This window comes from Chitinophagaceae bacterium, assembly GCA_016717285.1.
Taxonomy (GTDB): Bacteria; Bacteroidota; Bacteroidia; order Chitinophagales; family UBA10324; genus JACCZZ01.
On the sequence record JADKFU010000005.1, the window covers coordinates 1,029,709 to 1,054,891 of the forward strand.

General features: G+C 38.0%; 29 protein-coding genes and 1 pseudogene. 6 read left to right on the plus strand and 24 right to left on the minus strand.

Going from position 1 to position 25,183, the window contains the following annotated elements:
- Positions 1–55: 55 nt before the first annotated feature.
- The 22 genes and pseudogenes from IPO83_14095 to IPO83_14200 all read right to left on the minus strand — a co-directional run bounded on the left by IPO83_14095 (position 56) and on the right by IPO83_14200 (position 18,458).
- Positions 56–700, minus strand: a complete 645-nt coding sequence (locus tag IPO83_14095; protein ID MBK9732383.1) for a hypothetical protein — start codon at positions 698–700, stop codon at positions 56–58.
- Positions 701–837: 137 nt separating this feature from the next.
- Entirely contained in the window at positions 838–2,130 is a 1,293-nt protein-coding gene (locus IPO83_14100) for a hypothetical protein (protein MBK9732384.1), read from the minus strand.
- Between the two features lie 18 nt (positions 2,131–2,148).
- Positions 2,149–2,343: a hypothetical protein gene (locus tag IPO83_14105; GenBank protein MBK9732385.1), complete on the minus strand. Its 195-nt coding sequence runs from the start codon at positions 2,341–2,343 to the stop codon at positions 2,149–2,151.
- Positions 2,340–2,528: a hypothetical protein gene (locus tag IPO83_14110; GenBank protein ID MBK9732386.1), complete on the minus strand. Its 189-nt coding sequence runs from the start codon at positions 2,526–2,528 to the stop codon at positions 2,340–2,342. Before IPO83_14110 ends, IPO83_14105 begins: the two co-directional genes overlap by 4 nt.
- 146 nt (positions 2,529–2,674) lie before the next feature.
- Positions 2,675–4,093, minus strand: a complete 1,419-nt coding sequence (locus IPO83_14115) for a hypothetical protein (protein MBK9732387.1) — start codon at positions 4,091–4,093, stop codon at positions 2,675–2,677.
- Positions 4,071–4,523: a hypothetical protein gene (locus IPO83_14120; GenBank protein MBK9732388.1), complete on the minus strand. Its 453-nt coding sequence runs from the start codon at positions 4,521–4,523 to the stop codon at positions 4,071–4,073. Before IPO83_14120 ends, IPO83_14115 begins: the two co-directional genes overlap by 23 nt.
- A pseudogene (locus IPO83_14125) lies at positions 4,507–5,121 on the minus strand (ATP-binding cassette domain-containing protein). Before IPO83_14125 ends, IPO83_14120 begins: the two are co-directional and overlap by 17 nt.
- Positions 5,122–5,240: 119 nt before the next feature.
- On the minus strand, positions 5,241–5,906 hold the full coding sequence (locus IPO83_14130; protein ID MBK9732389.1) for an ABC transporter permease subunit: 666 nt from the start codon (positions 5,904–5,906) through the stop codon (positions 5,241–5,243).
- 4 nt (positions 5,907–5,910) lie between these two features.
- Positions 5,911–6,792, minus strand: a complete 882-nt coding sequence (locus tag IPO83_14135) for an amino acid ABC transporter substrate-binding protein (protein MBK9732390.1) — start codon at positions 6,790–6,792, stop codon at positions 5,911–5,913.
- Entirely contained in the window at positions 6,789–7,343 is a 555-nt protein-coding gene (locus tag IPO83_14140; GenBank protein ID MBK9732391.1) for a DUF3050 domain-containing protein, read from the minus strand. Before IPO83_14140 ends, IPO83_14135 begins: the two co-directional genes overlap by 4 nt.
- Entirely contained in the window at positions 7,336–7,431 is a 96-nt protein-coding gene (locus tag IPO83_14145; protein ID MBK9732392.1) for a hypothetical protein, read from the minus strand. The genes IPO83_14140 and IPO83_14145 overlap by 8 nt, the downstream gene beginning before the upstream one ends.
- The gene (locus IPO83_14150; GenBank protein ID MBK9732393.1) at positions 7,409–7,597 is read right to left on the minus strand and encodes a hypothetical protein; all 189 of its coding nucleotides are present in this window, start codon (positions 7,595–7,597) and stop codon (positions 7,409–7,411) included. Before IPO83_14150 ends, IPO83_14145 begins: the two co-directional genes overlap by 23 nt.
- Positions 7,598–7,803: 206 nt before the next feature.
- The gene (locus IPO83_14155; protein MBK9732394.1) at positions 7,804–8,724 is read right to left on the minus strand and encodes an IS3 family transposase; all 921 of its coding nucleotides are present in this window, start codon (positions 8,722–8,724) and stop codon (positions 7,804–7,806) included.
- Entirely contained in the window at positions 8,721–9,170 is a 450-nt protein-coding gene (locus IPO83_14160; protein MBK9732395.1) for a hypothetical protein, read from the minus strand. The genes IPO83_14155 and IPO83_14160 overlap by 4 nt, the downstream gene beginning before the upstream one ends.
- A gap of 593 nt (positions 9,171–9,763) precedes the next feature.
- Positions 9,764–10,528, minus strand: coding sequence for an ABC transporter ATP-binding protein (locus IPO83_14165; protein MBK9732396.1), 765 nt, complete (start codon positions 10,526–10,528; stop codon positions 9,764–9,766).
- Between the two features lies 1 nt (position 10,529).
- A complete protein-coding gene (locus IPO83_14170) occupies positions 10,530–11,540 on the minus strand; it encodes an iron ABC transporter permease (GenBank protein ID MBK9732397.1) in 1,011 nt (336 codons plus the stop codon).
- Positions 11,537–12,514, minus strand: a complete 978-nt coding sequence (locus IPO83_14175) for an ABC transporter substrate-binding protein (GenBank protein MBK9732398.1) — start codon at positions 12,512–12,514, stop codon at positions 11,537–11,539. The genes IPO83_14170 and IPO83_14175 overlap by 4 nt, the downstream gene beginning before the upstream one ends.
- Positions 12,511–14,208, minus strand: a complete 1,698-nt coding sequence (locus IPO83_14180; protein ID MBK9732399.1) for a TonB-dependent receptor — start codon at positions 14,206–14,208, stop codon at positions 12,511–12,513. Before IPO83_14180 ends, IPO83_14175 begins: the two co-directional genes overlap by 4 nt.
- On the minus strand, positions 14,205–14,471 hold the full coding sequence (locus tag IPO83_14185; protein MBK9732400.1) for a hypothetical protein: 267 nt from the start codon (positions 14,469–14,471) through the stop codon (positions 14,205–14,207). The genes IPO83_14180 and IPO83_14185 overlap by 4 nt, the downstream gene beginning before the upstream one ends.
- A gap of 476 nt (positions 14,472–14,947) precedes the next feature.
- A complete protein-coding gene (locus tag IPO83_14190) occupies positions 14,948–15,565 on the minus strand; it encodes a DUF4231 domain-containing protein (GenBank protein ID MBK9732401.1) in 618 nt (205 codons plus the stop codon).
- 257 nt (positions 15,566–15,822) lie between these two features.
- The gene (locus IPO83_14195) at positions 15,823–17,673 is read right to left on the minus strand and encodes a sulfatase-like hydrolase/transferase (protein ID MBK9732402.1); all 1,851 of its coding nucleotides are present in this window, start codon (positions 17,671–17,673) and stop codon (positions 15,823–15,825) included.
- Between the two features lie 320 nt (positions 17,674–17,993).
- Positions 17,994–18,458 (minus strand): 1-acyl-sn-glycerol-3-phosphate acyltransferase, encoded by a 465-nt coding sequence (locus IPO83_14200; protein ID MBK9732403.1) that lies wholly within the window; start codon positions 18,456–18,458, stop codon positions 17,994–17,996.
- 378 nt (positions 18,459–18,836) lie between these two features.
- Between IPO83_14200 and IPO83_14205 the strand changes: the two genes are divergently transcribed.
- The 6 genes from IPO83_14205 to IPO83_14230 all read left to right on the plus strand — a co-directional run bounded on the left by IPO83_14205 (position 18,837) and on the right by IPO83_14230 (position 22,376).
- Positions 18,837–19,226, plus strand: coding sequence for a hypothetical protein (locus IPO83_14205; protein MBK9732404.1), 390 nt, complete (start codon positions 18,837–18,839; stop codon positions 19,224–19,226).
- Positions 19,223–19,453 carry a hypothetical protein gene (locus IPO83_14210; protein MBK9732405.1) on the plus strand — a complete coding sequence of 77 codons (231 nt, stop codon included), beginning with the start codon at positions 19,223–19,225 and terminating at the stop codon, positions 19,451–19,453. Before IPO83_14205 ends, IPO83_14210 begins: the two co-directional genes overlap by 4 nt.
- The gene (locus IPO83_14215; GenBank protein ID MBK9732406.1) at positions 19,450–20,586 is read left to right on the plus strand and encodes a glycosyltransferase; all 1,137 of its coding nucleotides are present in this window, start codon (positions 19,450–19,452) and stop codon (positions 20,584–20,586) included. The genes IPO83_14210 and IPO83_14215 overlap by 4 nt, the downstream gene beginning before the upstream one ends.
- A gap of 230 nt (positions 20,587–20,816) precedes the next feature.
- On the plus strand, positions 20,817–21,086 hold the full coding sequence (locus tag IPO83_14220; protein ID MBK9732407.1) for a hypothetical protein: 270 nt from the start codon (positions 20,817–20,819) through the stop codon (positions 21,084–21,086).
- A gap of 47 nt (positions 21,087–21,133) precedes the next feature.
- Complete coding sequence (locus tag IPO83_14225) at positions 21,134–22,117, plus strand: SpoIIE family protein phosphatase (GenBank protein ID MBK9732408.1); 984 nt, start codon at positions 21,134–21,136, stop codon at positions 22,115–22,117.
- Complete coding sequence (locus IPO83_14230; GenBank protein MBK9732409.1) at positions 22,110–22,376, plus strand: SpoIIE family protein phosphatase; 267 nt, start codon at positions 22,110–22,112, stop codon at positions 22,374–22,376. The genes IPO83_14225 and IPO83_14230 overlap by 8 nt, the downstream gene beginning before the upstream one ends.
- A 23-nt stretch (positions 22,377–22,399) precedes the next feature.
- Here the strand turns inward: IPO83_14230 and IPO83_14235 are convergent, their stop codons facing one another.
- Together IPO83_14235 and IPO83_14240 are read right to left on the minus strand one after the other, a co-directional pair.
- Positions 22,400–23,896, minus strand: a complete 1,497-nt coding sequence (locus IPO83_14235) for an O-antigen ligase family protein (protein MBK9732410.1) — start codon at positions 23,894–23,896, stop codon at positions 22,400–22,402.
- 108 nt (positions 23,897–24,004) lie between these two features.
- Positions 24,005–24,997, minus strand: a complete 993-nt coding sequence (locus tag IPO83_14240) for a hypothetical protein (protein ID MBK9732411.1) — start codon at positions 24,995–24,997, stop codon at positions 24,005–24,007.
- Positions 24,998–25,183 lie beyond the last annotated feature (186 nt).

Genomic DNA, 25,183 nt, shown 5'->3' on the forward strand with positions numbered 1-25,183 from the left:
AGCATTTGAAGGACTTTAAGCAAAACGGCAAATGTGAGTAGAGCTAAAAGTATAATCATAGGTCAATGGTGTTTGTGAGATTATCAACGAATTGAGTTTGTAATTTGAGTTCAGAAAATACAGCTATCCAAAAATCTTTAACGGCACGCTGATTTTTTCTACCTGATGGTTCTTGCTTCATGACTATAATTATTTTTTCTTGCAGTCCTTCCTTTTGTAGCTTATGAAATTTATCAAGCACCGATGGCTCTATCATCCTTGAAATAATTTTCGGAACATCTTTTTTGTCCGGCACTCCTTTGTAAAGATTTAGCTGCAAATTATTTTCATACATGTCAGAAAAAAGAAAAAAATAATTTTCCGCATCTGGGTTTGATTGGATGATTGCCTTCAACAAAACATTTGCAATGTTGCTGCCTGATGTCATAAGTGGGTCTTCCGTCAATTGCTTATAGTCGCTTATTTTTTTCTGCATAAGTTGAACAAGCGGTGTAGGGTTTGCCTGTCTGCTTTCTTCTTTCTTGCTCTGACCTTTGCGATTGATGGCGATGGTTGCAGATGCAATATTCAAATCCTCCTTTGCGCTCATGTGTGCAAACGAAAGAGTGAAACTCTGACACGGTGTAATATTGCCAAGCCCTGACTTCTGCATGAAGCCGGGGAAGTTGGTTGTCAAATCATTTTCAATGTCGGCAAACAATTTTTTGTCGCTTACATCCATTAAAAAAGTCGCTTGCTTTGGTGCGATGCTGTCACATTCAATTAGCGATTTGCATGACGGGAGTATAAGCGCAATGGCGGTTATCAATCGCAAAATAAAATGTTGCTGTTTCATGGTTATTCGATTTGGATTTTATAGAAGTTAGAAATGTCGTTACGGGTTTGCCATTCGGGTGATACCAAAGAGTGTTTTACTTCATCACTGTTCAGCACATCTAAAAACTCTACGCTGTATTCGTTCAACTCTATTTCAAGGTCGGTGAGAAATTCTTCCGATGTGGTTTTAATGGCAGCAATTTTTTTGTCAAGCTCTGCCCACTCATTTTTCATAGCTTCAAGTTTTACAAGAATGTCCTGCAAACTGCCGGTGGTGTTTGTGATTTCGTCACGCTGTTTTGCTTTAAACTCTTTTAAGCGGCTTTCGCTTTCAGAAATTTTTTCTGTCAGGTATTCACGCCTTCTTAAAATGTGGTCATGTAACGATTCAGGTTTTTCTTCCGGCTCTGCTGCTTGTTCGGGTTCTTCTTTCTTCTTGTTATTCATAAAACTTTGCATCGCCACAAAAAACAGAAAACATAAAATGGCAGGTATCATTTCGTTCTCACGGTAGAACTCAATCCAAAATGGATTTGTAGTTATTGCGCCTGTTGTTGTTGCAGGTGCATTTGTAAGCGACCACTGTTGCGATACTGTTGCAGCATCATCACCTGCCGGATACGCCTTATTAATAAGGAGCGGTGCAAACAACATAGTCATAAGCATTAGCAAACTGAAACCAATAAAGATTGGATAAACCAACCGCTTGCGGTTGCGGTTGAAGTGTGCCACCAAGTGAACAAGGAAAAGAATAACGCCAAACGATAAGCTACGCACTACCATGTCCTCAATTCCTTTATCGTTGCGTAAGCCGTTCCACTGCACATAAGTCATAAAGATTTCACCCACCAACCAAATGCCCAAGAAACTGAAAATGGTTTTGAAGTTGAAGCCGTTGCTTTTTTTCTTCGGCTCCGGCTTCTTTGTTTTCTCCTTCGCTTTTCCGTCCGGTATCACCACGCCACGATTCAACATATCATCCTCAAATTTTCTCAACTCGGATTTTGCTCCACGCAAAGTGAGTTCTTCATCGTCTATCTCCGGTTGATAGTTTGCCGACAACCGTTCACCCTCGTTTGAAAGTTTTCCGGTTGGGTTTTGATACACCAACATTTCCCGTTTGATGTTGGTCTTACGGTTGGTCAGGTGTTCAACTTCGTTGTTGTTTAGCCGTAGCTGCTTGAACTTTTCTCCGTTCAAAATTTCAAGTTGCCCGTTGCACCATTTATATGTGCCATCGGGTTTGCGGTGTGGGATGCTATTAAGGCGAACATCCTTTTGCGCCTGATAATAATAATGTAGGACTTTTTCCATGTTGCTAATTTTTATTGGTTAGGAATTTTTGTTTGGGTCTGTATCGTTGTAAGCCCACTCAATGTGGTGGTTGATTAAGCCCTTCACAACTTCAATGTTTTCAAGCGAACCGACTATTGGTGGTTGCTCTTGTTGGCCGTTGGGTTGGCTACTGCTTTTCTTTTCCGGTGCAGCGGTGTTTACCGTTTCGTTGAATTTGTTTGTAGGTTTCATGCGCTGTCAGTTTTGATTTTTTGAGAATTTGTTTTGAATGCGGTGAAAGTTTCTTTTAGCAGTTGATTTAAATTCAAATGCCGTGCATTTACAATGCGGTAAAAAACAGCAGGGTCAATCATCTTCACCGAAGGCGATTGCTGCTGTTGCTGCGATAAAATTTTGTTTTGTAAAACTGGCTTCATAATCTTTTTGATTATGAGCCAAAGGTCGGGTTCTTAGAGGAGGAGGGAACTGTAACTCGTATAATCTAAGCGGTGATTTAGCAGGTTACCCGAAAGATTATCTGAGATTATCTGCTTAAATATTTGAACCAAAAATGTAAAATCATTTAGCGAAATATTGCTGTGAGTTGTGTTTTTAATGTGGTCTTTTCAGTAGCATCAATATCAGAAACACTTGACAAAAATCTGTCAAAATTTTTCTTTGATGCTTCTATTAACTCTTTTTCATGTGGTGAAACAGATTGCATTACTTTTTCAATAGAATGTTCCTTCGCACTATCATCGTTGTTGCTTACAAGTTCATCTATGAAGTAGTTTGCCCGACACACACTGTAACAGTTTTTAGTATTACCGTGTGTCTTTCCAATTTCTTTCACCTTGTGTGTAAGAATGGAATGAATTTGCTCAATTGAATATTTGTAGTTGCAATAAAAAATTAAGGTAGCCATTCTCCCCAATAATCTATTCTTGAAAAGAATTTTTGTTTTGGAATCAGTGTGATTTTCCAGTAAGGCATTAAAACCAAAATTTTTTGACGGCAAAATTTTATCAACCTCCTTACGATATTTTGTAATTACTGCTTCAAGATTTGACGGAATACTCGAAGTATAATTCAGTTGTATTAAATGGATAAGAGTAATAGAGTTTACAAGGGTTATGGCTTTCTCGTATAGCTCTTTGATGGTAGCTTCCGTTTCTTTGCCAAAAAATTCCTGATAATAATATATGAGTTCCTTGTCGTGTTTGTAAGCATGGTCAGCCCTTACTAATCTATCACCTTGAACTATATTCGGGAGGTATTTTTTATCACCAGCGTAAACACTCATGAGTTGTTGCCTCGTAGCTGAAATTGCTTTTTCAAGAGTTTCAAAATCCCGTATGTGCCTGTAAACTCTATTCACCCACGGCTGCACCCAAAAAAAGAATTGTGGTTTCAATTCAAAATTCGTCATGAGCATTGCAGAACCTAAAGTTTCTTTTACAGGCTCATCAGGTGCAGTGAAATCTGGAAGATGATTAAATGCCAAACTATACCAAAAAGAATAATGCTCACCGTTACTATTTGCAATTGCTTTCTGCAATTTTTGTAAACGCTCTTTAAGTTTTTCAAAGCCCGATGTATCGGCAAAATCTATGCACTCAGTAAACCATTCAGGAATATTTTCCTTGTTCGTGTCGTGCAGTATTTTATACCAAAGCGAAACGAGATAGCCCCGCATCTTGTAAGTAGAAATCTTTTTCATGTAGTCGCCTTCTTTGTCCTGAACATTAAGAGGCCACCTGAGTTCAGGGTTTCCTTTATTTAAGTTATTGTCAAAATGATTGTAGAGTTTTTCAACTGTATTCAGTTTTTTGAAATCAACTTCAATGGTGAGAAAAGTAATTTCATCCTGCGGCTTTGAATTTTTCTTACCCGTAAAACCTGCAACAGGTCTAAGTGATATTTTGATTCCGTTCTTAAACTGGTAGCGTTGGTAATAAGAAACTGGTGTGTGCCACCGTTCAAAATTTTGTATCATCATCATGATGCTCCAACAAATGATAGTAAAGCAATGCCTGATTCGTAACTACTTCCTTTACCCGTTCTACTTTTTCTTTGCCTGAAATATTAAAAGCAATATCAGAGGGAATAAATTTTTTTTCAAACTTTACTTTGTGTGTTACCCGTTTTTTGTCCTTGCCTTTCATGGTGAAGCCGGGCAAAAAGGCAATTCGTTTTTTTTTCGTTTGGTCAAAATTTAATTCCGATAGTGAAGCGACTTTACTGACTGTTGTTGCCACTTGAATAAGCACTTGCTCAAAAAACATTTCACTATCGTCAGGAACAAAATCTTTGAAGTGTTCGTGGAGAATCCCGATTACTTTTTCAGAACCCTCACGAAGAATTTCTCGGATATTTTCCTCAACCTCCGGCTTTAATCTTTGTATGTGATACCCTTTAGCCAGCATATTCAAGGTAGGTTAGAAACTTGGTGAATAATTCCGTTTGCGGCTGCTTCAAAATAGTTTTGTTCCCTTGCTCAACAATTTTTCCTTCGTTCAAAAAAACAATTTGGTCAGCTATATTGGCTGCAAAGCCAATAAGATGTGTTGCAATTAAAATTCCTGTTCCTTTCTGTGAAAGTTGTTTTACAAAGCGAAGCAGTTTACCAATGTGCTGAATGTCGAGTGCGCTTGTAATTTCATCAAGCAAAAGATATTTTGGTTTCAACAGCACTGCACGAATAAAAGCGATGCGCTGTTTTTGTCCAACGCTTATTTGATGCGGAAATCTTTTTAGCAGAGTGTCCACCTCAAAATAATTTGTCAATTCATCAAATTCAGTTTGACTAAAACTGATGCGCTGCTGTTGCAATGGCATCAGCAAATTGTCTTTTACTTTTAAATGTGGCCATAAATGAAATTGCTGAAATACGACTGACACCAAAGGGTGAATGTGATTTGGAAAAAATTTTCCGTTCATCGGAAAATTAAAGTGCCTTTCATCAATAATAATTTTACCTGTGTCAGGTTTTTCGAGTAATGAAAGATTGCGTAGGAGTGTGCTTTTGCCACCTCAACTTGGTCCTACAAGTGCAACTACATGTCCTGGAGTGACAACAATATCAATCTCCGAAAGAATTTTTCTTCCGGCAATAGATTTTGATATGTTGATGGCTTGTAGCATTGTTTTTATACTTCGGAGAAACTCCATTTTAATCGTGACTTTAGCCAGAACGCCAAAATATTCAGCACTGCACAAACACCGATAAAGAATATTGCAAGTGCAGTGTAAATCTGCACGGGCTGATAAATGTCGCTGTTGATTTGCTGTGCTACTCTGAAAATTTCATTCAGTCCAATCATACTGGTGAACAGTGTTGCTTGCAACACTGTAACCATTGCAAACAATAAATTGGGAAGCATCTGCCGGAATATCATAGGCAGTTGAATTTTTATCACGATTTGCTTAGTCGTTAATCCACATGCTCTTGCTGAAAGCAAGTATTGAGTTGGGAAATCATTGAGTGCATGTCGCACTTGCTCCGAAACAATTACCGTCATTACAACACTAAGAGCAATAGCGGAAGTAATGAAAGGGTCAACTACAATTTGCAACATGAATTGCAAGGGATAGTGCAACCAAAAAAGAAAAACTAAAATGGGTGTTGAAGAAATAATGAGTGAAAAAACGAAGCCCGGAATACCCGCAACGATTTTCCATTTGTGTCTTGCAATCCCAATGAGTGAACCCAAGATAATTCCAATGGGATACACAAAGCCGCAAAGCTGAAGTGTAACCTTCAGCCCTGACCAAAGCTCTTTGTGATAATTTGAAAGTATCTCGTAAACACTCATGTCATTATTTTATAGCGTAAGGTTTCTGCACTCGCAAGAAACTGTTCGGAAATTTTTCATACTTACTGAGCAGGTCATCCACATAACCGTTGTTAATCAGATTTTGAAACTCTGTGTTAAGCATATGTTCAAATTCGGGTTGACTGCGTTTGAACATGTAACTGTTGCCAAACATGTAAAGCGGTTTGGTGGCAGAAATATTTTTCACTTTGTAACCATTGCTCTGAATGAACTTGCTTGCCTGAAACGGCTCCATCAAAAGAAAGTCAGCTTTATTATTTACGACATCAAGGAATGAAGTTCCGAAATCAGTATTTTCAGGTAATGAAACTGCCGTTGCCTTTGGAAAACGGTTCTTGCGGATTACATCACCAGTGCCACCGTCAACAACTGAAATTTTATATCGAGGGTCATTTAATACGCTCCAATCAGAAACATTATCGAAACGCTTTTCATCGTTGCGAACATAAATATCAATTGGACTAAAGTAAAGCGGTATTGTGAGTGTAGTCAGTTTTGCTCTCTTAGGATTTGACCAAACAGAACTGCCTATCATATCGTAACGGTCATTTTCCAAACCTTGAATTTGTGTTTCCCATCCAACTTCTTCCACCCACTGAACTTTTAATCCTAAATCGCTTGCTGCTTTTTCAAGCGTTTGAACAAATACTCCGACTAATTTACCAGAACTGTCTTTCATACAGCCCGGAGGGTAAATAGTGTAACCGCAACGGATAACAGAATCTTTTACGACACGGTCGTAAACCGATAGATTGCTTTGTGATTGCACAATGGGCTTGCCTCCATTGGTGCAACCTGTAAACAGGTATAGCATTGCCAACACAAGTGCAGCAAAGCTGATGAACGGTGCTTTTTGTTTTTTCATTTTAATTTTTTTTTTGATTTTAATTGAATGTGATTAAGTATTGTGTCGAGAAATTTTTTTCTTGCGGTAAGTGCATCTAAAGCTGCTTCCAATGCTTCCGTTAGTTGTTGCTTGTCATTGCCAACTACCATCTTAAACAATTTCACACTTAAAGGCCCGTGGCTGTCTGAATCAACCTCAATGTGTCGCTTTAAATACCAGTGAAAGGTGGAAAGGTTGTTTTGCAGATTTATGTTTTCAAGAAATGTGGTGAACATGCCGGGTATTATTCCCTCACGGCTTAAACAAAAAACGGAAACGGCTTTTGGTAAATCTGACTTTGCATGTTTCAAAGTGTTTCTCACAAACTCCAATGCTGCATCAGGTATTCCTGTATTTACAACTGCTGCATCAAAACTTTTTTTTGCTTTCAAGTTAGAAATGAAAATTTCAATAGGTTTTGTATCTGCTCCTGCTTGTTTCATTCCTTTCAAATAAGTTTCAAAATGACTGCAATGACCAGAACCGGAATCAGTAATGTCGGTTTCTTCTGTTAAAAGAATCTCATAGATGTATGCGCCCTATCCTTCCGTCTTGTGGTGGAACCCATTCAACATCGGCAACTAACAAACCTTGTTCAAGCGATTTTAATAGTGCCATAAAATCCCACACGCACCATACCTGAAACTGCATATAGATTTTTTATGTCTTCAATTGTTTTTACAGTGCTGTAAAGCGGATGCTGCTGCAATTCGATTGTTACCTTTCTAATCTGTTCGGATAGACCTGACTTTTCGAGTTCAAGGTCGTCAAGAAATAATTTCATTCTAACTCAGTTTTATTTTAATCATGACCGCAAAGGTAAAAGTCGGCTGCGTTGAACTGCGTTATCTTGGGTTATTTATGAGAGTAGGATTTGGATAACTGAATTGCGGATTTAATAGAGCGTGGGAGAAAACACTCTTGTGTCTCGTCCTGAAAAAAGTTTACAGTTTTTAAAATTAATCCTGCTATTCATTTACAAATTTATTGTTAGTCCTGATATGAGTTTACAGTTGGTTTTTTATTTGGGTAATAATTCTTCCACAATCTCTGTACATCAATTGGCTCTGTTGCATGATGAACTGCATCAGGAGTGTAGTTACTGATGCTCATGTGAGGTCGTTTGCTGTTGTAAAGTTTAATTGCTTTGTGCAAGTAAGCAATTGCTTCTTTCACTGTTTTGATTTGCTGTGTATCTAAATATTCTTCTTTTAAAATTCCATTTACTCTTTCCGCAACAGCGTTCTCTAATGGGTCACCTGATTCAGTCATACTGATTTGAATGCTGCTGTCAAGCAATAATTTTACATACGCACCACTGCAATACTGAAGCCCTCTGTCGCTGTGATGGATAAGATTCAAATGGCTCTCTGCCCCCAAGGCAGAGAGAGCCATTTGCAATGCCTTGATGCTTTCTATTGCTTCTAATGATTCGGCAAGGTTATACCCGACAATGCGGTGTGAATAGGCATCTGTAATAAAAGTGATGTAAACCGTCATGTTGTTCACTTTCCAGTAAGTAATATCGCTTACCCAAAGTTGATTTGGAGCAGTGAGGATAAAGCCCCGGATGAGGTTCGGATATTTCCGTAACCAGTGATTGGAAAATGTGGTCCGTATGTTTCTTCTCCGTCTGCGTATGAGCATTTGATGGGCGGACAGGAGGTCAAACAATTTATCTCTACCGATTTTTATCTGATGTTCCATCATCACCGGTGTAAGCATTTGGTAGAGCTTTCGTGTTCCGATTCTCTTGTGGTCTTTACGGATGTGCTGCACTTCTTTGAGCAGCACTTCTGTTTCAATGCCCACTTCCATTTCCTTCCACATTTCCTGGTAATATGCCTGTCTGGTGATACCAAACCATCCACATAATCTGGCAAGTCCTATGTGTGAAAAATTGGTTTTCATTTCCCTAATGGTTTGGTATTGAACTTTTTTTTAATCGGAATATTGAATTCTTTTTCAGCAATGTCAACCATTGTAGCGTAAGCAATAGCTTTCATCTCGGCATCTTTCAATTGTTTCTCTAATTCAGCAACACGCTTCTTTAATTGTAAAACTTCAAACGGTTCTCCTTCCGGCTTTTTCTTGCTAGCCATGCCTGTAGATTTTATTTCAAATCTACGAATGCTTCTTTTGCTCACGAATTGCTTATGCTCAATCTTGCCTACATAACCCAGCTTTCGCATCCATCGCAGCACTTGCCCTCTTTCTTCAACTTCACCGGTGTAGAGCATCCAAGTGTATTGTTTGGTCCAATTGTTTTTGAGCATCTCCCGGATAATGGCATTACGCTCCGTTTCTGAATAGTGCTTCCCTCTTTTTTGAATGATTTTTCTTTTTTGCTTGTCCATTTTTTACACTGTTTTAGTGTAAACCTATTTCAGGACAAGTCAAATTAAAAAATTTGTGCGTTGGCAAAAAAAATTAAAAAACGAATCGTTGGCTGGTCGGGTTGGTGGTCAGTCTGTCTGTAATTGTGTCCAAAATTGTTCGTTTCATGTCTGTTCGTTTACTGTTAGCACTGTCCTCTTAGGGTTTCCGGTAAGGTTTGTGGGTTTAAGAAGTTGGCGATTTCGGACCCGTAAACTGTCTGTTACCACAAATGTTTCATTGGAAAACTGAACTTCCTGTAACCACTGAACCGCCAATTTCTTAAACCCGCTGTTGTGTGCATGTGCTTCTCCCTCTGCGAATATTTGTATGTCAAGGTTTGTATTCATTACTTTTTCTTTTTATTAGTGTCTGTATATTTCTCCTTGAAAATAAATCCCCTTATGTTTTCTTTGAAACGAATAATTGTGTCATCATTTAACAAGATTTGCACAAAGTCTGTGTTCTGTCCCAGTCCTAATGAACTGAAATTTCTGAACCACAATCTTGGCAGTCGACGGTATACCACTTTGAAGACATTTGATAATTTTTTAAAATCCGTATTTCATTTTATTCAACCTCTTCTTGGAACAATAAATTTAAAGTTGTCGTCATACATTGTCTTAAATTCCATTCCATAAAGCCTTTGCAAATTGATTTCATTAATTGTAACATCGGCATTGCCAAAATCAAAGCAATCCTCTGAATACAAAATTAATGCTTGGTCAGCTATAGAGATTGCTTGGTTAATGTCGTGCATTGTAACTACGATTAATTTTCCTAATTCTTTTGAAAGGTTTTTAATTTTATTTATTACAATCATTGCATTTTTGAAATCTAAAAATGTTGTTGGCTCATCAACTAAAATTATTCTTGTTTCTTGAGCTAGTGCCATTGCAACTAAAATTAGGCGTTTTTCTCCTCCACTTAATTCTGTATAGTATCTTTCTCTTAGATGTTCTAATCCTATATCACAAAGGATTTTTTCAACAACATTAAAATCATTCTTTGTAGGAAATCCAAACTGTTTAATATGAGGTGTTCTTCCAAACATAATCATTTCTAAAACAGTAAATTTAAAGTATGGCACATGTTCTTGTGGCACAAAAGAAATTGACCTTGAAAGATGTTTATTAGAAAAACTACTTAATGATTTTTGATTAATTGAAATATGACCAGAATAACTCTTATTTAAACCCGCAAGTGTTCTTAATAAAGTTGTTTTGCCAATCCCGTTCAAACCTATAATAGACAATGTTCCTTTTTCTAAAGAAAAAGTAATGTTCCTTAAAATAGTTTTATTTCCAATGCTTACTGAAAGATTATTTACATCTATCATCTTACGAACTTTTACTTTTGTAGAGTATAAAAATAAAAAAAGGCAACCCAACTATTGCAGTTACAATTCCCACTGGAATTTCAACTGATGCAATGTTTCTTGCAATTAAGTCAACCACTTGCAGGAAAACCGCTCCCAATAAGAAAGAATTTATTATTACATAAAAATTATTAGCCCCACCAATAAACCTAACTACATGAGGAATGAGTAAACCAATCCAACCAATAGGACCGCAAACTGCTGTTACTGAACTTGTAAGCAAGGTTGTAATTCCAATAAGCATTATTCTGAACTTATTGGTATCAATTCCTAGAACTTGGCTTTCTTGTTCTCCGAGGGATAAAACATTAATTCTCCAACTTTGGGTAATAAGAATTGTTGTGCAAATTATATTTAATGGGCTGACAAGAACAACATCCTTCCAAGATGAATTATTAAAACTTCCAAAAGTCCAATATAAAATAGATTGCAACTGTTGTTCTTCTGAAAAATATTGCAGTAAGGAAACTAAAGAAGAGAAAAAAGCAGATATGATTACACCAGATAAAACCAATGTAATTGTGTTGCCTGAAGAAAATAACCGTGAAACAAGTAATACCGATAATACTGCTACAACACCAAAAATAAATGCAAATGATTGGAGGAATAGAAAATTGTATGATTGAAAAAAAACGATGACAATTGAAACTCCAAATGAAGCACCAGCCGATACGCCTAAAATATAGGGACTAACAAGCGGATTTTTGAAAATAGATTGTAAGACAGATCCTGCTACTGCAAGACTTGAACCAACCAAGGAAACTAAAACTATCCTCGGCAACCGAATGCCAGATAAGATTATGCTTTGTTCTTCAGTCCATAAAATATTAGTTGTTAATCTTAGTTTGGAACAAAACCAATTTAAAATAATATTAAAGTCAATTTTGTAATTACCATACGTTAGGGAAATTGAGCTAATGACAATTAGAGAAATGAGAATAACAACAGTAATAGTTTTCTGTTGAGCATTCATTGGTTGTTTTGTTTTACGATTTCAATAAACCTATTATAGTCAGCTTCGGGATTAAAATCACTAAATAATTCAGGCTGTAACCATTTTGCTTTTTCTATAATTCCGAAAATTGTTTCTAAACGATACTCTGTCCAACCTGAATGTTCTTGAAATACTCTTTTATTTTTGACAGCATTAATATTTTTCCATCTTACATCATTGAAAATATCTTCGGGCTCAATAGAAGCCCTGTCCCGAATAATTATCACATCTGGATTGAATTTGTATATGTCTTCAAATGACATTTGCAAACTTGTAGCATTATCGCCAAGCCCATTAGTCACGAGTTGACCACCTGCTAAATCAATTATCTCTCCTTGGACATTACCACCAAGAGATGTTAATGCGTCAGTTCGGACATAATAAACTTTTGGTCTTTTATTCAGAGGAATATTTTTAGAAATTTCAAAAATTTTATCTTCAATATTTTTAAATAATTCGTAAATCCTTAGCGACTGCTGCTTTTTTCCAATGATGTCTCCATAAAATAAAGTTTCGTCCATAATATCTTTCAAACTTTTAGGGTATGTGGCAATAGCCACATACCCTAATTGCTCTAATCGTTCGATAACTGGTTTTTCAGTTCCGCTAAAAACAATATCCGGTTTAATCGAAATTATTTTCTCATAATTAATATTGCCATGTCCTACTTGTGGAAACTTCAACATTTCTGGGAAATTAGTATTTAGAAAAAGAGAATTTTTTTCATTTATTTTTCCTATCCCTACAATTTTCCCTTTCCCACCAATTGCACAAATAATTTCTGCCTGAACATAATATAAAGGAATTATTCGCTCTACATTCTGTGGAATATCAATTGAACGGTTGAAGTAATCCTTTATTAATCTATCAATCTTACTTGTTCCAGCATTTTGATTACAAGAAAAAATTGTAAACAGCAAAAAAACAAAAATGATTGAAGCAATAGATTTCATTTTGAAGGAACTTTAAAGTCAAAAGTTAATCCAACACGAAATTCTCTCCCTGGTAACGGTTGGTCAAATGCACTGACATAGTTTCGGTCAAGGAGGTTATTTAGTTTAAACCAAAATGTAAAATACTTAATTGGCTTTGATGTAAAACCTAAATCAAAAATTGAATAAACTGGTAGTTCATACCAAATACTTTGATTATCATAATTTCTTTTTGAAACAAATGTATATGTTAAGTCGATGCCAAAATACTTAATAGGCATGTAGGAAATAAATGTCCTTAATTGATGTTCTGGGCGATATGCAATGAAATCCGATGTCCGATTATCAGAAGTATTTTTAGCATTTAAGTATGAATAACTAACCATTCCAAACAGTTTATCACTTGGCGAATATTTAATCATTAACTCACCACCTGAAAATATTGCTGATTGTAAATTGATAACTTGGTTTGTTGTATCGGTGGCTTTAACTTGTGTAATAAGATTTTTGATGTTGCTGTAATAGCCACCCAATTGTACGGATAATTTGTTTCTAAAAAAATTGGAACCAATACCAAAATCCAAATTGTCACTAATTTCATAAGTTAAGTCGGGGTTAGCGACATAACCAATTAAAACATCCCCAAATAAATCCCTCATCCGGGGAAATATTGAATTGCGACTATATCCAGCATGAACTTTATATTTTAAACTTAATGGACTATAAGCAGCAGAAAATTGATAGTTCCAAACGGATAAATCTTTTCTAATGATATTTTCATTGCTGCTTGTATAGCTTGGGTTAGTAAAGTTATATGAAGCCCCTGCGTTAATGAAAATTCTTTTAACAAATTCTCCTCTATATTCTAACGCAGATAATAGAGTATTTGCTTTGGTGGTTGCAGTTGTAAACCAAGCTTGTTCGTGAATATCATTTTTGTAGTCAATTGAGTAGTTTAATTTATGTAACTTGTTTATTTGATAAGACAAGATACTTCTTGCTCCAATTGTTTTATCATTCCAATAGCTAAATCGTTTAATGGAAGTAAATGTTTTATCATTATACTCATTCAGAGTATCATTTAAGTATGTGTAATAAATGTTTGTTTCCAAATTAATTTTATTTCCAAATGATGAGGTATGTCTAAGCCCAATTATTGTATTGTGCCAAAAATCCATTCGCCTATATCTCGGGTTTGAAATTGATGGCGGATAACCAAACTTACTTTCATTGTGCATTCCTGTTATGCTAATATGATGTTTACTATTTGGTGCATATGTTATTGTGCCAAATAATTCTAAATTCTCTTGGTCGCTGTTAACTCGGTTTCTATTTGTTTGACTTGAAATTGTATCAAATTCATTTGAAAGATTAAAAGAATTTCTTTTAAAATAATTAGCGGATGCTTGGTAATAGAATTTCTTTTTTATGTTCCCTGTAATTAAGGTATTGTAGCTTTGTTTACCATTATTGCCCCAAAACGAATTAAATTTAATTCCAAATTTTTCATCAGTAAAGATTCTATTGTCTATTCTAATTACATTTCCTGATGAATTAGCCCCATAAATTAAGGAGGCATTTCCTTTCTCAATTGAAATATCAGAGTTCGTAAAAAACAAGCCGTCAGTGCTTATTCTACCTTCCGTATTTGACCTTAAGGGAATACCATTGTAGAAAATATTTACACGATTTTGTTCAAACCCTCTGATATTCAAAGTCTGTCCACCAATTCGTCAGGAACTCTATAAATTCCTGGTAAAAAGGTTAATCCATCTGTAATTTTTTCTGGTCGTATTAAAGCAACTTGTTCAGTCAATAAGTTGCTGTTTGTTGTGTTTGAATTTACTTGTTTGGAAAAGCCATATGCAGTAACAATTACTTGAGGCAAGTCATTAGTAGCAATTGTGTCATTCGGAATTTGGGCATACAGTCCAAGTGTCAAAAAGCAAAAAACTAAAAGTGTTGTGAGGTGTTTCATATTTTTAAAAATTGGGTTATGTCAATGTCAATTTGAATAAACGGTTGTCCATAGTTTTGTCGGTCGGGTAGCGGTTAGCATTGCACACAACATTTGTATTTACGTCACAGTGCCGTTTATTTTTCCTATTCTATTTTTGTGTTAAAGTATTGAAAAACAATTATTGTTATTTTAATGCTGAATATGCGAATGACGCAAATATTCCAACCTCGCTAGTCTGGATTTGTAATATAAGTGTTCTAAACACTTATCCAATATACATCTTAGTTATTTTCGCAAGAGGTTATTTTGATGTCCACGTGCTGTTCTGATAATGCCGCTGATTATTTGCTGAGTAAGCATTATATAAATAGCAATTCGGGTTTAATTTAACCTTTAATTTTATTCGTTGAAAGATCGCATTAATCCGTCAATAAAGCTTTCAAAGGTTTCGAACACCTGTGTTTATAAATCCGGACTAACAACGTAAAGACTAATCATGGTTTTACTTCTTCCGCATCATCAACAGGTGCTTCCGGTGGTGGTGGTGGTGTATCAGCATTCACATCCGCATTATCATCTGTTATGGTTGGATCAGCAACCGCCGGTGGAGCAACTACTACCGGCTCATATTCACCTTTTCCATTTGCCTGATCCTTTAGTTTTTTGGAGGCGGGCCATTGTGAATGTTCTTTATCCAATATGGATTCAATCCGCTGAACAAATAGTGCTTCGCGGTGTACTCCGTGTTCTCCATAATCTCCAATCCTGAAATCATATAAATGAATCTCCCGTTTCATCTCTTCCCTCGTGTTACGGTAGTTGACATAATTTTCAAAGTAGTTGAAGGTCTTCAGCGCTGTTGTGAGAATGGCTACCGAAGCGGTGATGATGACCACGAATATTTTTATGTGCAGCATGATCCAAAAGGTATTTGTCACTTCTATTTTAAGTCCATCAATAGCGACCAACACCGGCGCGGAGGCAGAAAGGATGATGAGCGCCCATTGAAATTTTTTGTACTTGTCACGGTTCTCACGAGATGATTTCGCGTAGTAACTCATTTGCTCTTCATACCGGTTCTTGATATAATCATCAAAGGCAGCTTTATTCATGTTGGTCATTTTAATGGTAAAAGCAAATCGGAAGTTATGTTGGATTAAAGATAATTTTTTTGATAATAAATTCAAACCTGGTTCTGAGAAAGTCCCAAAAGAACAATGTCGTTTAGTTAAGAGTCAAGTCTCGTTAGAGACGTTCTTTTGGTAGCAAATTGCGGAGTTTTTTTACGTCCTGATAAGGACGTTCATTTAAAACTAAATGACATTGCCTGAAAGAGAGCTAAATCTTCAAAGGAGTTACATCACTGCTTTCAATAACTGATGTATTCATCAAACAATGTTTGTAAATAGGCCTTGCCTGATTTCATCTCTGTTTCGGAAAGGTGGTGGTTTTGGATGGTATTGTTTTTGGAATCGTATAGCATGCTGCCGTTGTCAGTCATCCATCCAAATGCGTCATCAGAAGTATAATAAGCAAAGTTGTTGCGGAAGGGATTTAATAGATTATTGCTCCATGCAAATTCCCGGTAAGGGATTTTTAATTGGGCCAGCAATGTTGCAGGAAGGTCTGACTGCATTCCCAGGTTGGAAATTTTTGTTCCGCGAAATGATTCCCTGATAACAGGACCATAAAAAATGAGCGGAATGTGAAAGCGCGCCGGTTCACGCGGATTCCTGTTGTACGGTTGCAGGTGACCATGATCTGCAACAATAATAAACAGCGTGTTCTGATACCATTCTTCTTTTTTTACGTGCTCAAAATATTCGCCGATGGATTCATCAGTGTATGCACATGCATTCTTGAATTTTGCAGCGGCATCTTCTCCCGGAAACTTCGTTTCCATCGGCACTTCAAAGGGTTCATGGCTGCTGAGCGATAGAATCACTGAGAAAAAAGGAACACGTTCGCTGCTGATATCAGTGGCCTGCTTCTGAAAAACGTAGCCATCATGTGCTCCCCATTTTGCATTCATTTCATCAGCGGAAAAGGAATTTTTGTCAGTGATCTTTTCAATTCCTGCAGCTAACAGGTATGCTTTCATATTCGCAAACGCCGCTTCACCACCATAAAAAAATGAAGTATGATATCCGTTGGCCGCCATTCTTTCCGGAAGGAAATTCAGATGCTTGAATTTTTCCGGCTGCATAATGATGGAGAAATTTGGTTGCGCAGGAAATCCGCTCAACACATCCGCAAGTCCCTGATCAGTTCTGAAGCCCTGTGAATAAATGGTATTGAACAATAGTCCATGCTGAATAAGCGAATCAAGATTTGGCGTCACTCCATTTTCTCCGCCCAGCGCTTGCACAACATCTGCAGTAAAGCTTTCTAAAAGAAAAAGCACTACGTTCGGACGAGTTGTGGTTAACACAGAAATGGTAGAATCTTTTTGTACTGTAAATAATGTTTTCACCAAATCAATTGCTTCATTTTTCGGAAGAAACCTGTAAGGATTTGTGTACAGTGATTTATTATCCTGCATGAATTTTTTGCCGGCATTCCAAACAGTGTTCACTGCGGCATCATTAAGTATTTGCTTTTTTGAAAAGTATGCGCTGCTTTCATTGATGGGAATTTGTTGCCATCCACCTCTGATACCTAAAAACAGCAAGATTGATAAAATTAAATGTATGGCAACAACCTTCAAAAACCTGGCATCTCTCCAAACGAATTGATAATTGCGGGATCGGAAGAATTGACGGAAGAGCAATAGTCCAACCAACAATTGTATCAACAGCAGCACCAGCAGCAGCACGGAATCTGAGAATTTGGTAAATGCAGCTCCGTCTTTTGCATACTTCAGGTAATGGATAGCACGGTAGCTCAGCTTGGTTCCCCAATCCGAATAAATGGCAAGATCGAATACACAGATAAATGAAGTGATGATTAATGCAATCACAGTGTATGATAAAAGAAAATGACGATAGAAGTTCAAGCTTGTAAACTGTTGAAACAATAACAACAGCACGGGCAAGATCAATACATAACAGGCAGCAGAAAAGTCGAGCGGAATGCCATGCACAAAAGTTGTGAGCGTTTCCGTGACCGGTATGCCGGAAAATTTTTGAAAGAAGAACAGGATGAAAATGATACGGTTAACCAGGAAAATGATCCACCAGAAGAGGAACAATTTTAAAATCAACAACAGGTAATTTTTCATAGCAGCAATCAACCCTCCATCAAAAGTGATGTTGTAAAATTAACGGAATAGTTGAAGGGTTAAAAGGGCTGCCAGAGCATGTGTCCATTAGAAAACTAACTGTTCTCCCATTGAAAGAACTAACTCCGCCATCGAAAAACAATTGAATAAAATATAAGAAGTTGTTTTGAAATCAATCAATATAATTGTTACATCGCTTACCCTTCGGCTGCGCTCAGGGTGCGCTTCTGGCAAAGCCGAACCAAAGAGCATTGTAAAAAAATTAGTTGATTTCGAAATTCTAAGTGAGCTGGAAGATTTCGAGGTAGCCTTGCACTTTCCTATTCCGGCAAAGCGAATTTTTCCGGGTGACAGGCCGTAATGTCTTTATAGAAATCCGCAATGATTTTAAAGTCAGCTTTGATATCACCGCTTGGTGTAAAATAAGGTCCCATGCCTGCTTTCTTTTGTTTGAAATCGATGTAGGCCATGATGATGGGTACATTGGCTCCCAGTGCCACATGGTAAAAACCTTTTTTCCATCTTGATGTGCGTTTGCGTGTGCCTTCGGGAGGAAAAACCACGATGGCTTTTTCATTACTGTTCAGATAGTCAATCATGGCCTCTACCATGCCATTGTGCTTGCCACGATCAACGGGTACGCCGCCCAACCGGATAAACATATTTTTCAACGGCCACTTAAAGAGTTCTTTTTTCGCCAGGTACTTTGCGTCGAAGCCCAGCAACTGTTTGGCGGCAGCACCAAAAATAAAATCCCAGCCGCTGGTATGTGGTGCTACAATCATGACGCATTTTTTTAATTCAGGAGGAACATTCGCACCCAGTTTCCACCCGCGGAATTTAAAATACCACATGACAAACCTTTCAAACACGACCGAAATATTTTTTTCAAGATAGAAAAATAATTGAAGCCATAAGGTGCATAATTTTTTTGCAGGAGCGGTTTGTTCTTACTTTGTAGCAATGTTTGGTGTACCGACGAGTTTCTTTATTCCGATAAAATCTTCTTTCATACATGCCCTACGGTTTGGTGCCGGCGATCAACTGCTTATTTGTTTTCACGGCTTTGGTGAAGAGGCCGCAAAATTCAGTGCCTTACAACCATCTCTGGGCAAATTATTTACCGTGGTTGCCATAGATCTTCCGTTTCATGGAGACACAAAGTGGCAGGAGGGAGCACTTTTTTGCAGGAAGATTTAAAGGTGCTGATTCTTGAAATTCTTAAACGTGAAGGAAAAGAACGATTTTCATTATTGGGCTATAGCCTTGGAGGAAAAATTGTGCTGGCCACGATACCACATTTTCCTTCATTGATTGATTCAGTCCTTTTAGCTGCACCTGATGGTGTGGTTGTGAATGCCTGGTACAATGTGGCCGTGTATCCCGAATGGGGAAGAAAACTTTTTAAGCGCTTCGTGGTAAAGCCATCATTTATTTTCCGGGTGGCACGGATGCTCAGATTCACCGGTGTATTGAGCGAAAGTTTTTTAAATTTTTGCAGATCCAAACCAATACAGAAGATAAAAGACGCAAAGTTTACAATGTTTGGATGACCATAAAAGATTTCGAAGTGCAATTGCAGGAAGTAAAAGATCTGCTCAACCGTTATCACATCAAAAGCTATATTTTCATTGGGAAATACGATAAGGTGATTACTGAAAAAACCGGAAAAAAATTTGTATCGGGATTGCATGATTGTCAATATGTGTTACTTGAAAAGGGTCACAACCTCATTACTGAATCTCTAAATGAACCATTGTTGCAGGCGTTAAAGTCATGATAGTCTATACCATCATTGTTCTGTTGTTGACAGTTGGTTACGTGCTCCTCTTCATTTTTTATCTCACCGGATGGTTTCTTTTACCGGAATATGTTCGCCGCGCGGATACAGCCACAACGAAAGTATCGGTGGTGATTGCAGCGAGAAACGAAGCATTAAATATTGGTGCGCTGCTGCAGGATATTACGTTGCAAACCTATCCTTCCCATCTCACTGAAATTATGGTGGTGGACGATTTTTCAACGGATGATACAGCAGCAATTGTCAGCTCATTTTCAAAAAGAAATGTAAAGCTGTTGCGGTTGCAGGATCAAATATTGGAAGATCAATTTCACGGTAGTTTTAAAAAGAAAGCGTTGGAAGCTGGCATCACAGCAACTTCGGGTGAACTGATCATCACCACTGACGCAGATTGCAGAATGGGTAAAGATTGGTTGGCCACGCTGGCTGATTTTTATGAAAAGGAGCAATGTCACATGGTGGTGGCACCTGTTTCATTTACAAACGAAGTTTCTGTTTTTGAAAAATTACAATCCCTGGACTTTCTTGGAATGATTGGAATTACTGCAGCCACTTTGCAATTTAATTTTCCGGTTATGTGCAACGGCGCCAATCTTGCTTTTCGCAGAAGATCATTTGAAGCAGTTAACGGTTATGATGGCATTAATAAGGTAACGTCAGGAGATGATGTATTACTGATGCAAAAAATTGCACTGCGATGGAAAAGCAGCATTCACTTTTTAAAAAACAGGGATGCGATGGTGACCACTTTTGCGATGCCTGAGCTGGAATCATTTATTCAACAACGAATCCGTTGGACTTCCAAATCGAAACATTATGTTGACTGGCGCATCAATGCTAATCTTTTATGGGTTTACCTGTTTAATCTTTCGATCGTGTTTACTACACTGATGTGTTTTTTTAACAGCACTTACTTTTTCTTACTTGCTTTTCAGCTTGCGCTGAAAATGACGGTAGAGATTGCTTTCCTCTCCGGCGTTACCGCTTTTTTCAACCGCCGTAAGCTGATGCGCTTATTTTTGCCGGCGCAATTGTTTCATATCATTTATCTTGTGGTGATTGGCACCATGGGAAATAGCATGAAATTTAAGTGGAAGGGAAGACGCCAATGATAAGTCTGACTGATAAAACTGCAGATTCATTTTTGCTTTTTAATGGATGTCACGCTGAAAAATTTGAATGGGTTCTAAGAATCTGTTTTGAAATCAATTAATTTTTTTACAATGCTCTTTGGTTCGGCTTTGCCAGAAGCGCACCCTGAGCGCAGCCGAAGGGTAAGCGATGTAACAATTATATTGATTGATTTCAAAACAACTTCTAAACCTGAAAATTTATTTTTAGAATGGAAGCTTTAACTGAAAATGAATTTCTTCTGTTGGATGAATTATATTTCGTTACCTCTTTCGGGGAAGTTTTACAAGAGCTTGCGATAGATAAGGATTTATTCCTTTCAACTTTAACCGGACTACTTGCAAAGGGATTTGTTATTCAATTGAATTACAATGATGTCATAAAGGATTTTGAGAAGCTGGAAAAACCTGATCTTGCCTTTTTGGAGTCTTCGAGTTTTGTAGCATCCCGGGAGGGTTTACTGATACATAACAGCCGCTGATTGCAGAACGAAGCTGGAAAGGCATAGCTTACATCCTGATTCAGAATATGAAGGTCGCACCTGTTAATATTGAACTACATGTAGAACAACTACAACAACAGTTGTTGTTGAAGGAGCTTGAGTTGAATTCATTGCTCCGGATTACGCAGGCCATGAACAATAATATTTCATCGCAAGGCTTGCTGCTATTGTATGAAGATATATTGGTGAAGCAGATTGGTGCAGGCAAAGTGGCAGTGTTTATTTATGATGGAGATTGGTTATGCTCGAATGCGATTGGTATTGATACGGATTTCGCCGGTAAGCTCATCAGAAAGTACCTGTTGTCGTTTAAGCAGGTAACAAGACTTGAGAAAAACAATCATCCGCTTGCTGAATATTTTGATGTGGTAGTGCCTGTTTATCACAAAGAATTTCCCATAGCATTTACATTTGTCGGTAATATTCAAAGAGATCCTCTTTTTAAGCTGGAAGAAAAACTCAATTATATACAAACCATTTCCAATATTATAGGTGTAGCCATAGAAAATAAGCGGATGTTCAGGGCGAATACCAAAGAAACCACTCTTAAATCAGAACTGGAATTGGCAGGGCAGATGCAGACGATGCTCATACCCGGAAAGTTGCCGGATGATGAACAGATATCTATTGCCGGCGTTTACCTTCCTTTCCGGGAGGTGGGCGGTGACTACTATGATTATATTGAACTGAATAAGGATGAATGCATTTTTTGTATTGGTGATATTTCCGGGAAAGGAATTGCCGCAGCCTTGCTGATGGCGAATTTCCAGGCCAGTGTGCGCTCCTATGCGGAACAACAACCGTCGCTTGGCGCGTTGATTCAGAGCTTAAATGGAAGAGTAAATGAAATTACCAAAGGGGAGAAGTACATCACTTTTTTCATTGCCAAATTCAATTTCGTAACACGGGAAATGCAGTATATAAATGCGGGACATAATCCTGCTGTTTTATTTCACGAAGGAGAAACACGTTTGCTTCCAGGAAGGTTGTACGATTCTGGGTATGTTTGAGAAGCTGCCTTACGTAAATGTGCAAAGTGTTACACTTGGCAATAAGTTTACGGTTTTTTGTTATACCGACGGACTCACGGATGTTGAAAGTGAAGCAAAGCAGATGCTTGAATTAAAGGATATCATCAGCCTGATTGAGGAAAACATTGCGCTCCCGCCTTCGGCAATAAATAAAAAGATTGTCGATCATCTCGTTGCGTTCAAGGGTGCCCGCCTGATTAATGATGACGTGAGTATACTGACTTGTGTGGTGTATTGATTTTCCCGGTAGGTTGAAAAAAATTATTTTGAGCCTGACACCTGATTCCTCAGTTTTTTATTCCGGACATCCTGGTTCACCAATAAAGCGATACAGATAAAAAAGAAGGAACCGATCTTATCGGTTTCAATAAGATCGCTGAGCATTGTATTCACATAAATAATTACCAGGCAAAGCAGCACCGCCATCACATATCGTTTTTCTTCCCGGTCGATTGTTTGATGATAAATGCGCTGACCCTGCATCAGCAAAACAATGGTTAATGCGAGGAAGATGAGCAAGCCGATAATACCCTGTTCCGTAAGCAATAAGAGGAAGTAGTTGTGTACGGATGAACGCTCCGGATTTTCGCTTACATAGGTTTTAAAACTCGTTACCGTAAAAGCTTTATAGAAGCCATAAAAATTTCCGGGGCCGTAACCGATCACGGGCCGGTCTAACCACATGCGCACACCTGCAATCCAGCGATAGACACGTTCCGCACTCGAAACATCTTCGCCTTCAAAAGTGGAAAGTAAATGATCTTCCAGTTCCGGATGATAAATGGTGTGCTCAAAGTCGGGTGCATAATTCAGGTAATGATTTTGAACACTCATGTAAATCATAAATCCCAACATGGCTGCCAGTCCTGCTGTCAGCAACCATCCTGTGAGTTTGTTTCTGATAATAATGTACATGAAACAGGCACCAATCAACGAGAGCCAGGCAGATCGTGTATAGGCAAAATAAATAGCCACCAGCAGCAATGCGAATGAAAACAGTAGAAATCTTCGTGCTAAAGACTTCTTCTTATACCATCCAATAGCCAACACAACAAAAGGCATGATCTGCGCAAGCGTGCAGGCATAATTTACATGGTTGCGAAAGAAGGGAATCATTTGTTCATTCACTGTCTGAAAAGAGAAATCATACCTCGAATGGCGGACTAAACTATAAACAGCAGTAAACAACAAGGGAATCAAAATACACCAGAAAGCTGTTTTGAATGTCGTCAGCTCTTTGATCACAAGCCCTGTTACAAAAACGAAGGTGATGATGTACCACATTTTTGCAAGAGAATATTTAACAGAAACAAGCGGATCAGCGGAATATGCGGTAGCCACCAGGATCCAGCAAAAATGAATCAGCAGCAAAAAAATGATCGGGCTTTTTAAAACTTCCTGATTAAATATTGCAGGCCTTGCGGCAACGGCGCAAAAGAAAAGCAGCATGAGTCCTGCAATCAAAGGTTCTGTAGGGAAATCAGTTGCAAAGCCGCCAGGTAAAGCAACTTCCGTGGAAAGAGGAAGCAGAAAAAGCAACAAAAAATAGATACTTCTGAAATCATTTATACACAGGTAGATAAAAAGTATACTACCCGGAATGAGCAGCAAAAGATAATTCTCTGTATAAATGCTTGCAAAGGCACAGATAAACAACAAGCCAAAAAAAATATAAAACAGTTTCAACCACAATTTATCAATGGGTGGTTGGCTGCCTCGTGTTAAGCTATTAAGTTGAGTGTTTGTAGTAGGAATCATCAACTAAACCTGCTTCTTATTAAAAATGATTTTGAGGGCACAATAAATTTCTCAGCTTTAATTTATTCCTGAACAGTTGTAAGAAGGTGATAACTGCCGTTTAGAAAATCAGGTGGCAGGCTGTGCATTTTCATTGCTTTTCTGAAAGGCCGTTCTGAAACTTCTAAAACGTTCTATCATCAAGATGGCAAGCGCTGCCAATACAAAGCTGCCGAGCAAAGTGCCCAGCACAATCAGCCAACGGACAGGTTTAGATTTTCTTTCGGCTTTAAAAGCTTTTTCCAAAACGTATACCGTTGGCACCGTGCTGTTGATGGTGGCTTTATATTGCTCGTATTCGATCATGTTATTATTGAGTTCACGGATAGCACCTTTTTTTTGCTCTTCGAGCACTTTCACTTTTTCAGTAGCCTGGTCAAATCCGGCACCTTTCTCAGCGCGAAGCTTACTCACCTGGTTAGGTAAATCCTGAATGGAGCTGTACAAGCTGTATTCCTGTTTCAACTTATAAATGGTATCACCGAGGGCCTGCAATTGACCTTGTTTTTCTTTCAGCTTCACTTCATAAATTGATAAAATCTTTTGCTTGTTATCATTAAGCAATGCCTGGTTTGTTTCATCAATTTTTGCTACAATGGCATTGGCCATATCTGCGGCAACCTGTGGATCTCTGTCGTATACTGTTATTTCTATAGCTCCCCGGTCGTTTTTTTCGAAGGTGTAATTACTGTGCAATTCTTTCAGTACGGCCTCCACCGGATACTTCGACTTCATTGAATCTATCTTATAGTGCTTGAAGAGGTTAAACTTCTGCACGATGAACATTTTCAGCGGCACTGAACCGGCAATGGAAAGAATACGGTCAACATCTGCGGCGGTTCCAAAATAGCCCTGTGCATTGTCGCCGAAGAGGTTGGAGCTTTGAGTCAGGTTGGGGTTGAGCGGATAAATGAGGGACACCGATTCATAATACGGTGGCATGATGTGCGGATCGGTGATTACGATACTGCCCAGCAGGCCAATTCCCATCACTATCAATACCGGCTTTCGCCATTTCACAATAAGTTTCAGGAATTCGATCAGATTTAAGGAATTATTCATCCGCAGGTATTAAAAATTTTCGGCAAACCTACACGAATTCAGCCCAATTCCAAAAAAGTTACGCTTTAAGTTTTTCAGCTGGGTGTTTGATTGTAAGGGATTTAGCGCAACTTATGCAAGTAATTTGACATTAAAGGAACTTCAATTAAGGTGCATAAAAGGCGGCAGGAATGAATTTGTCTGTTT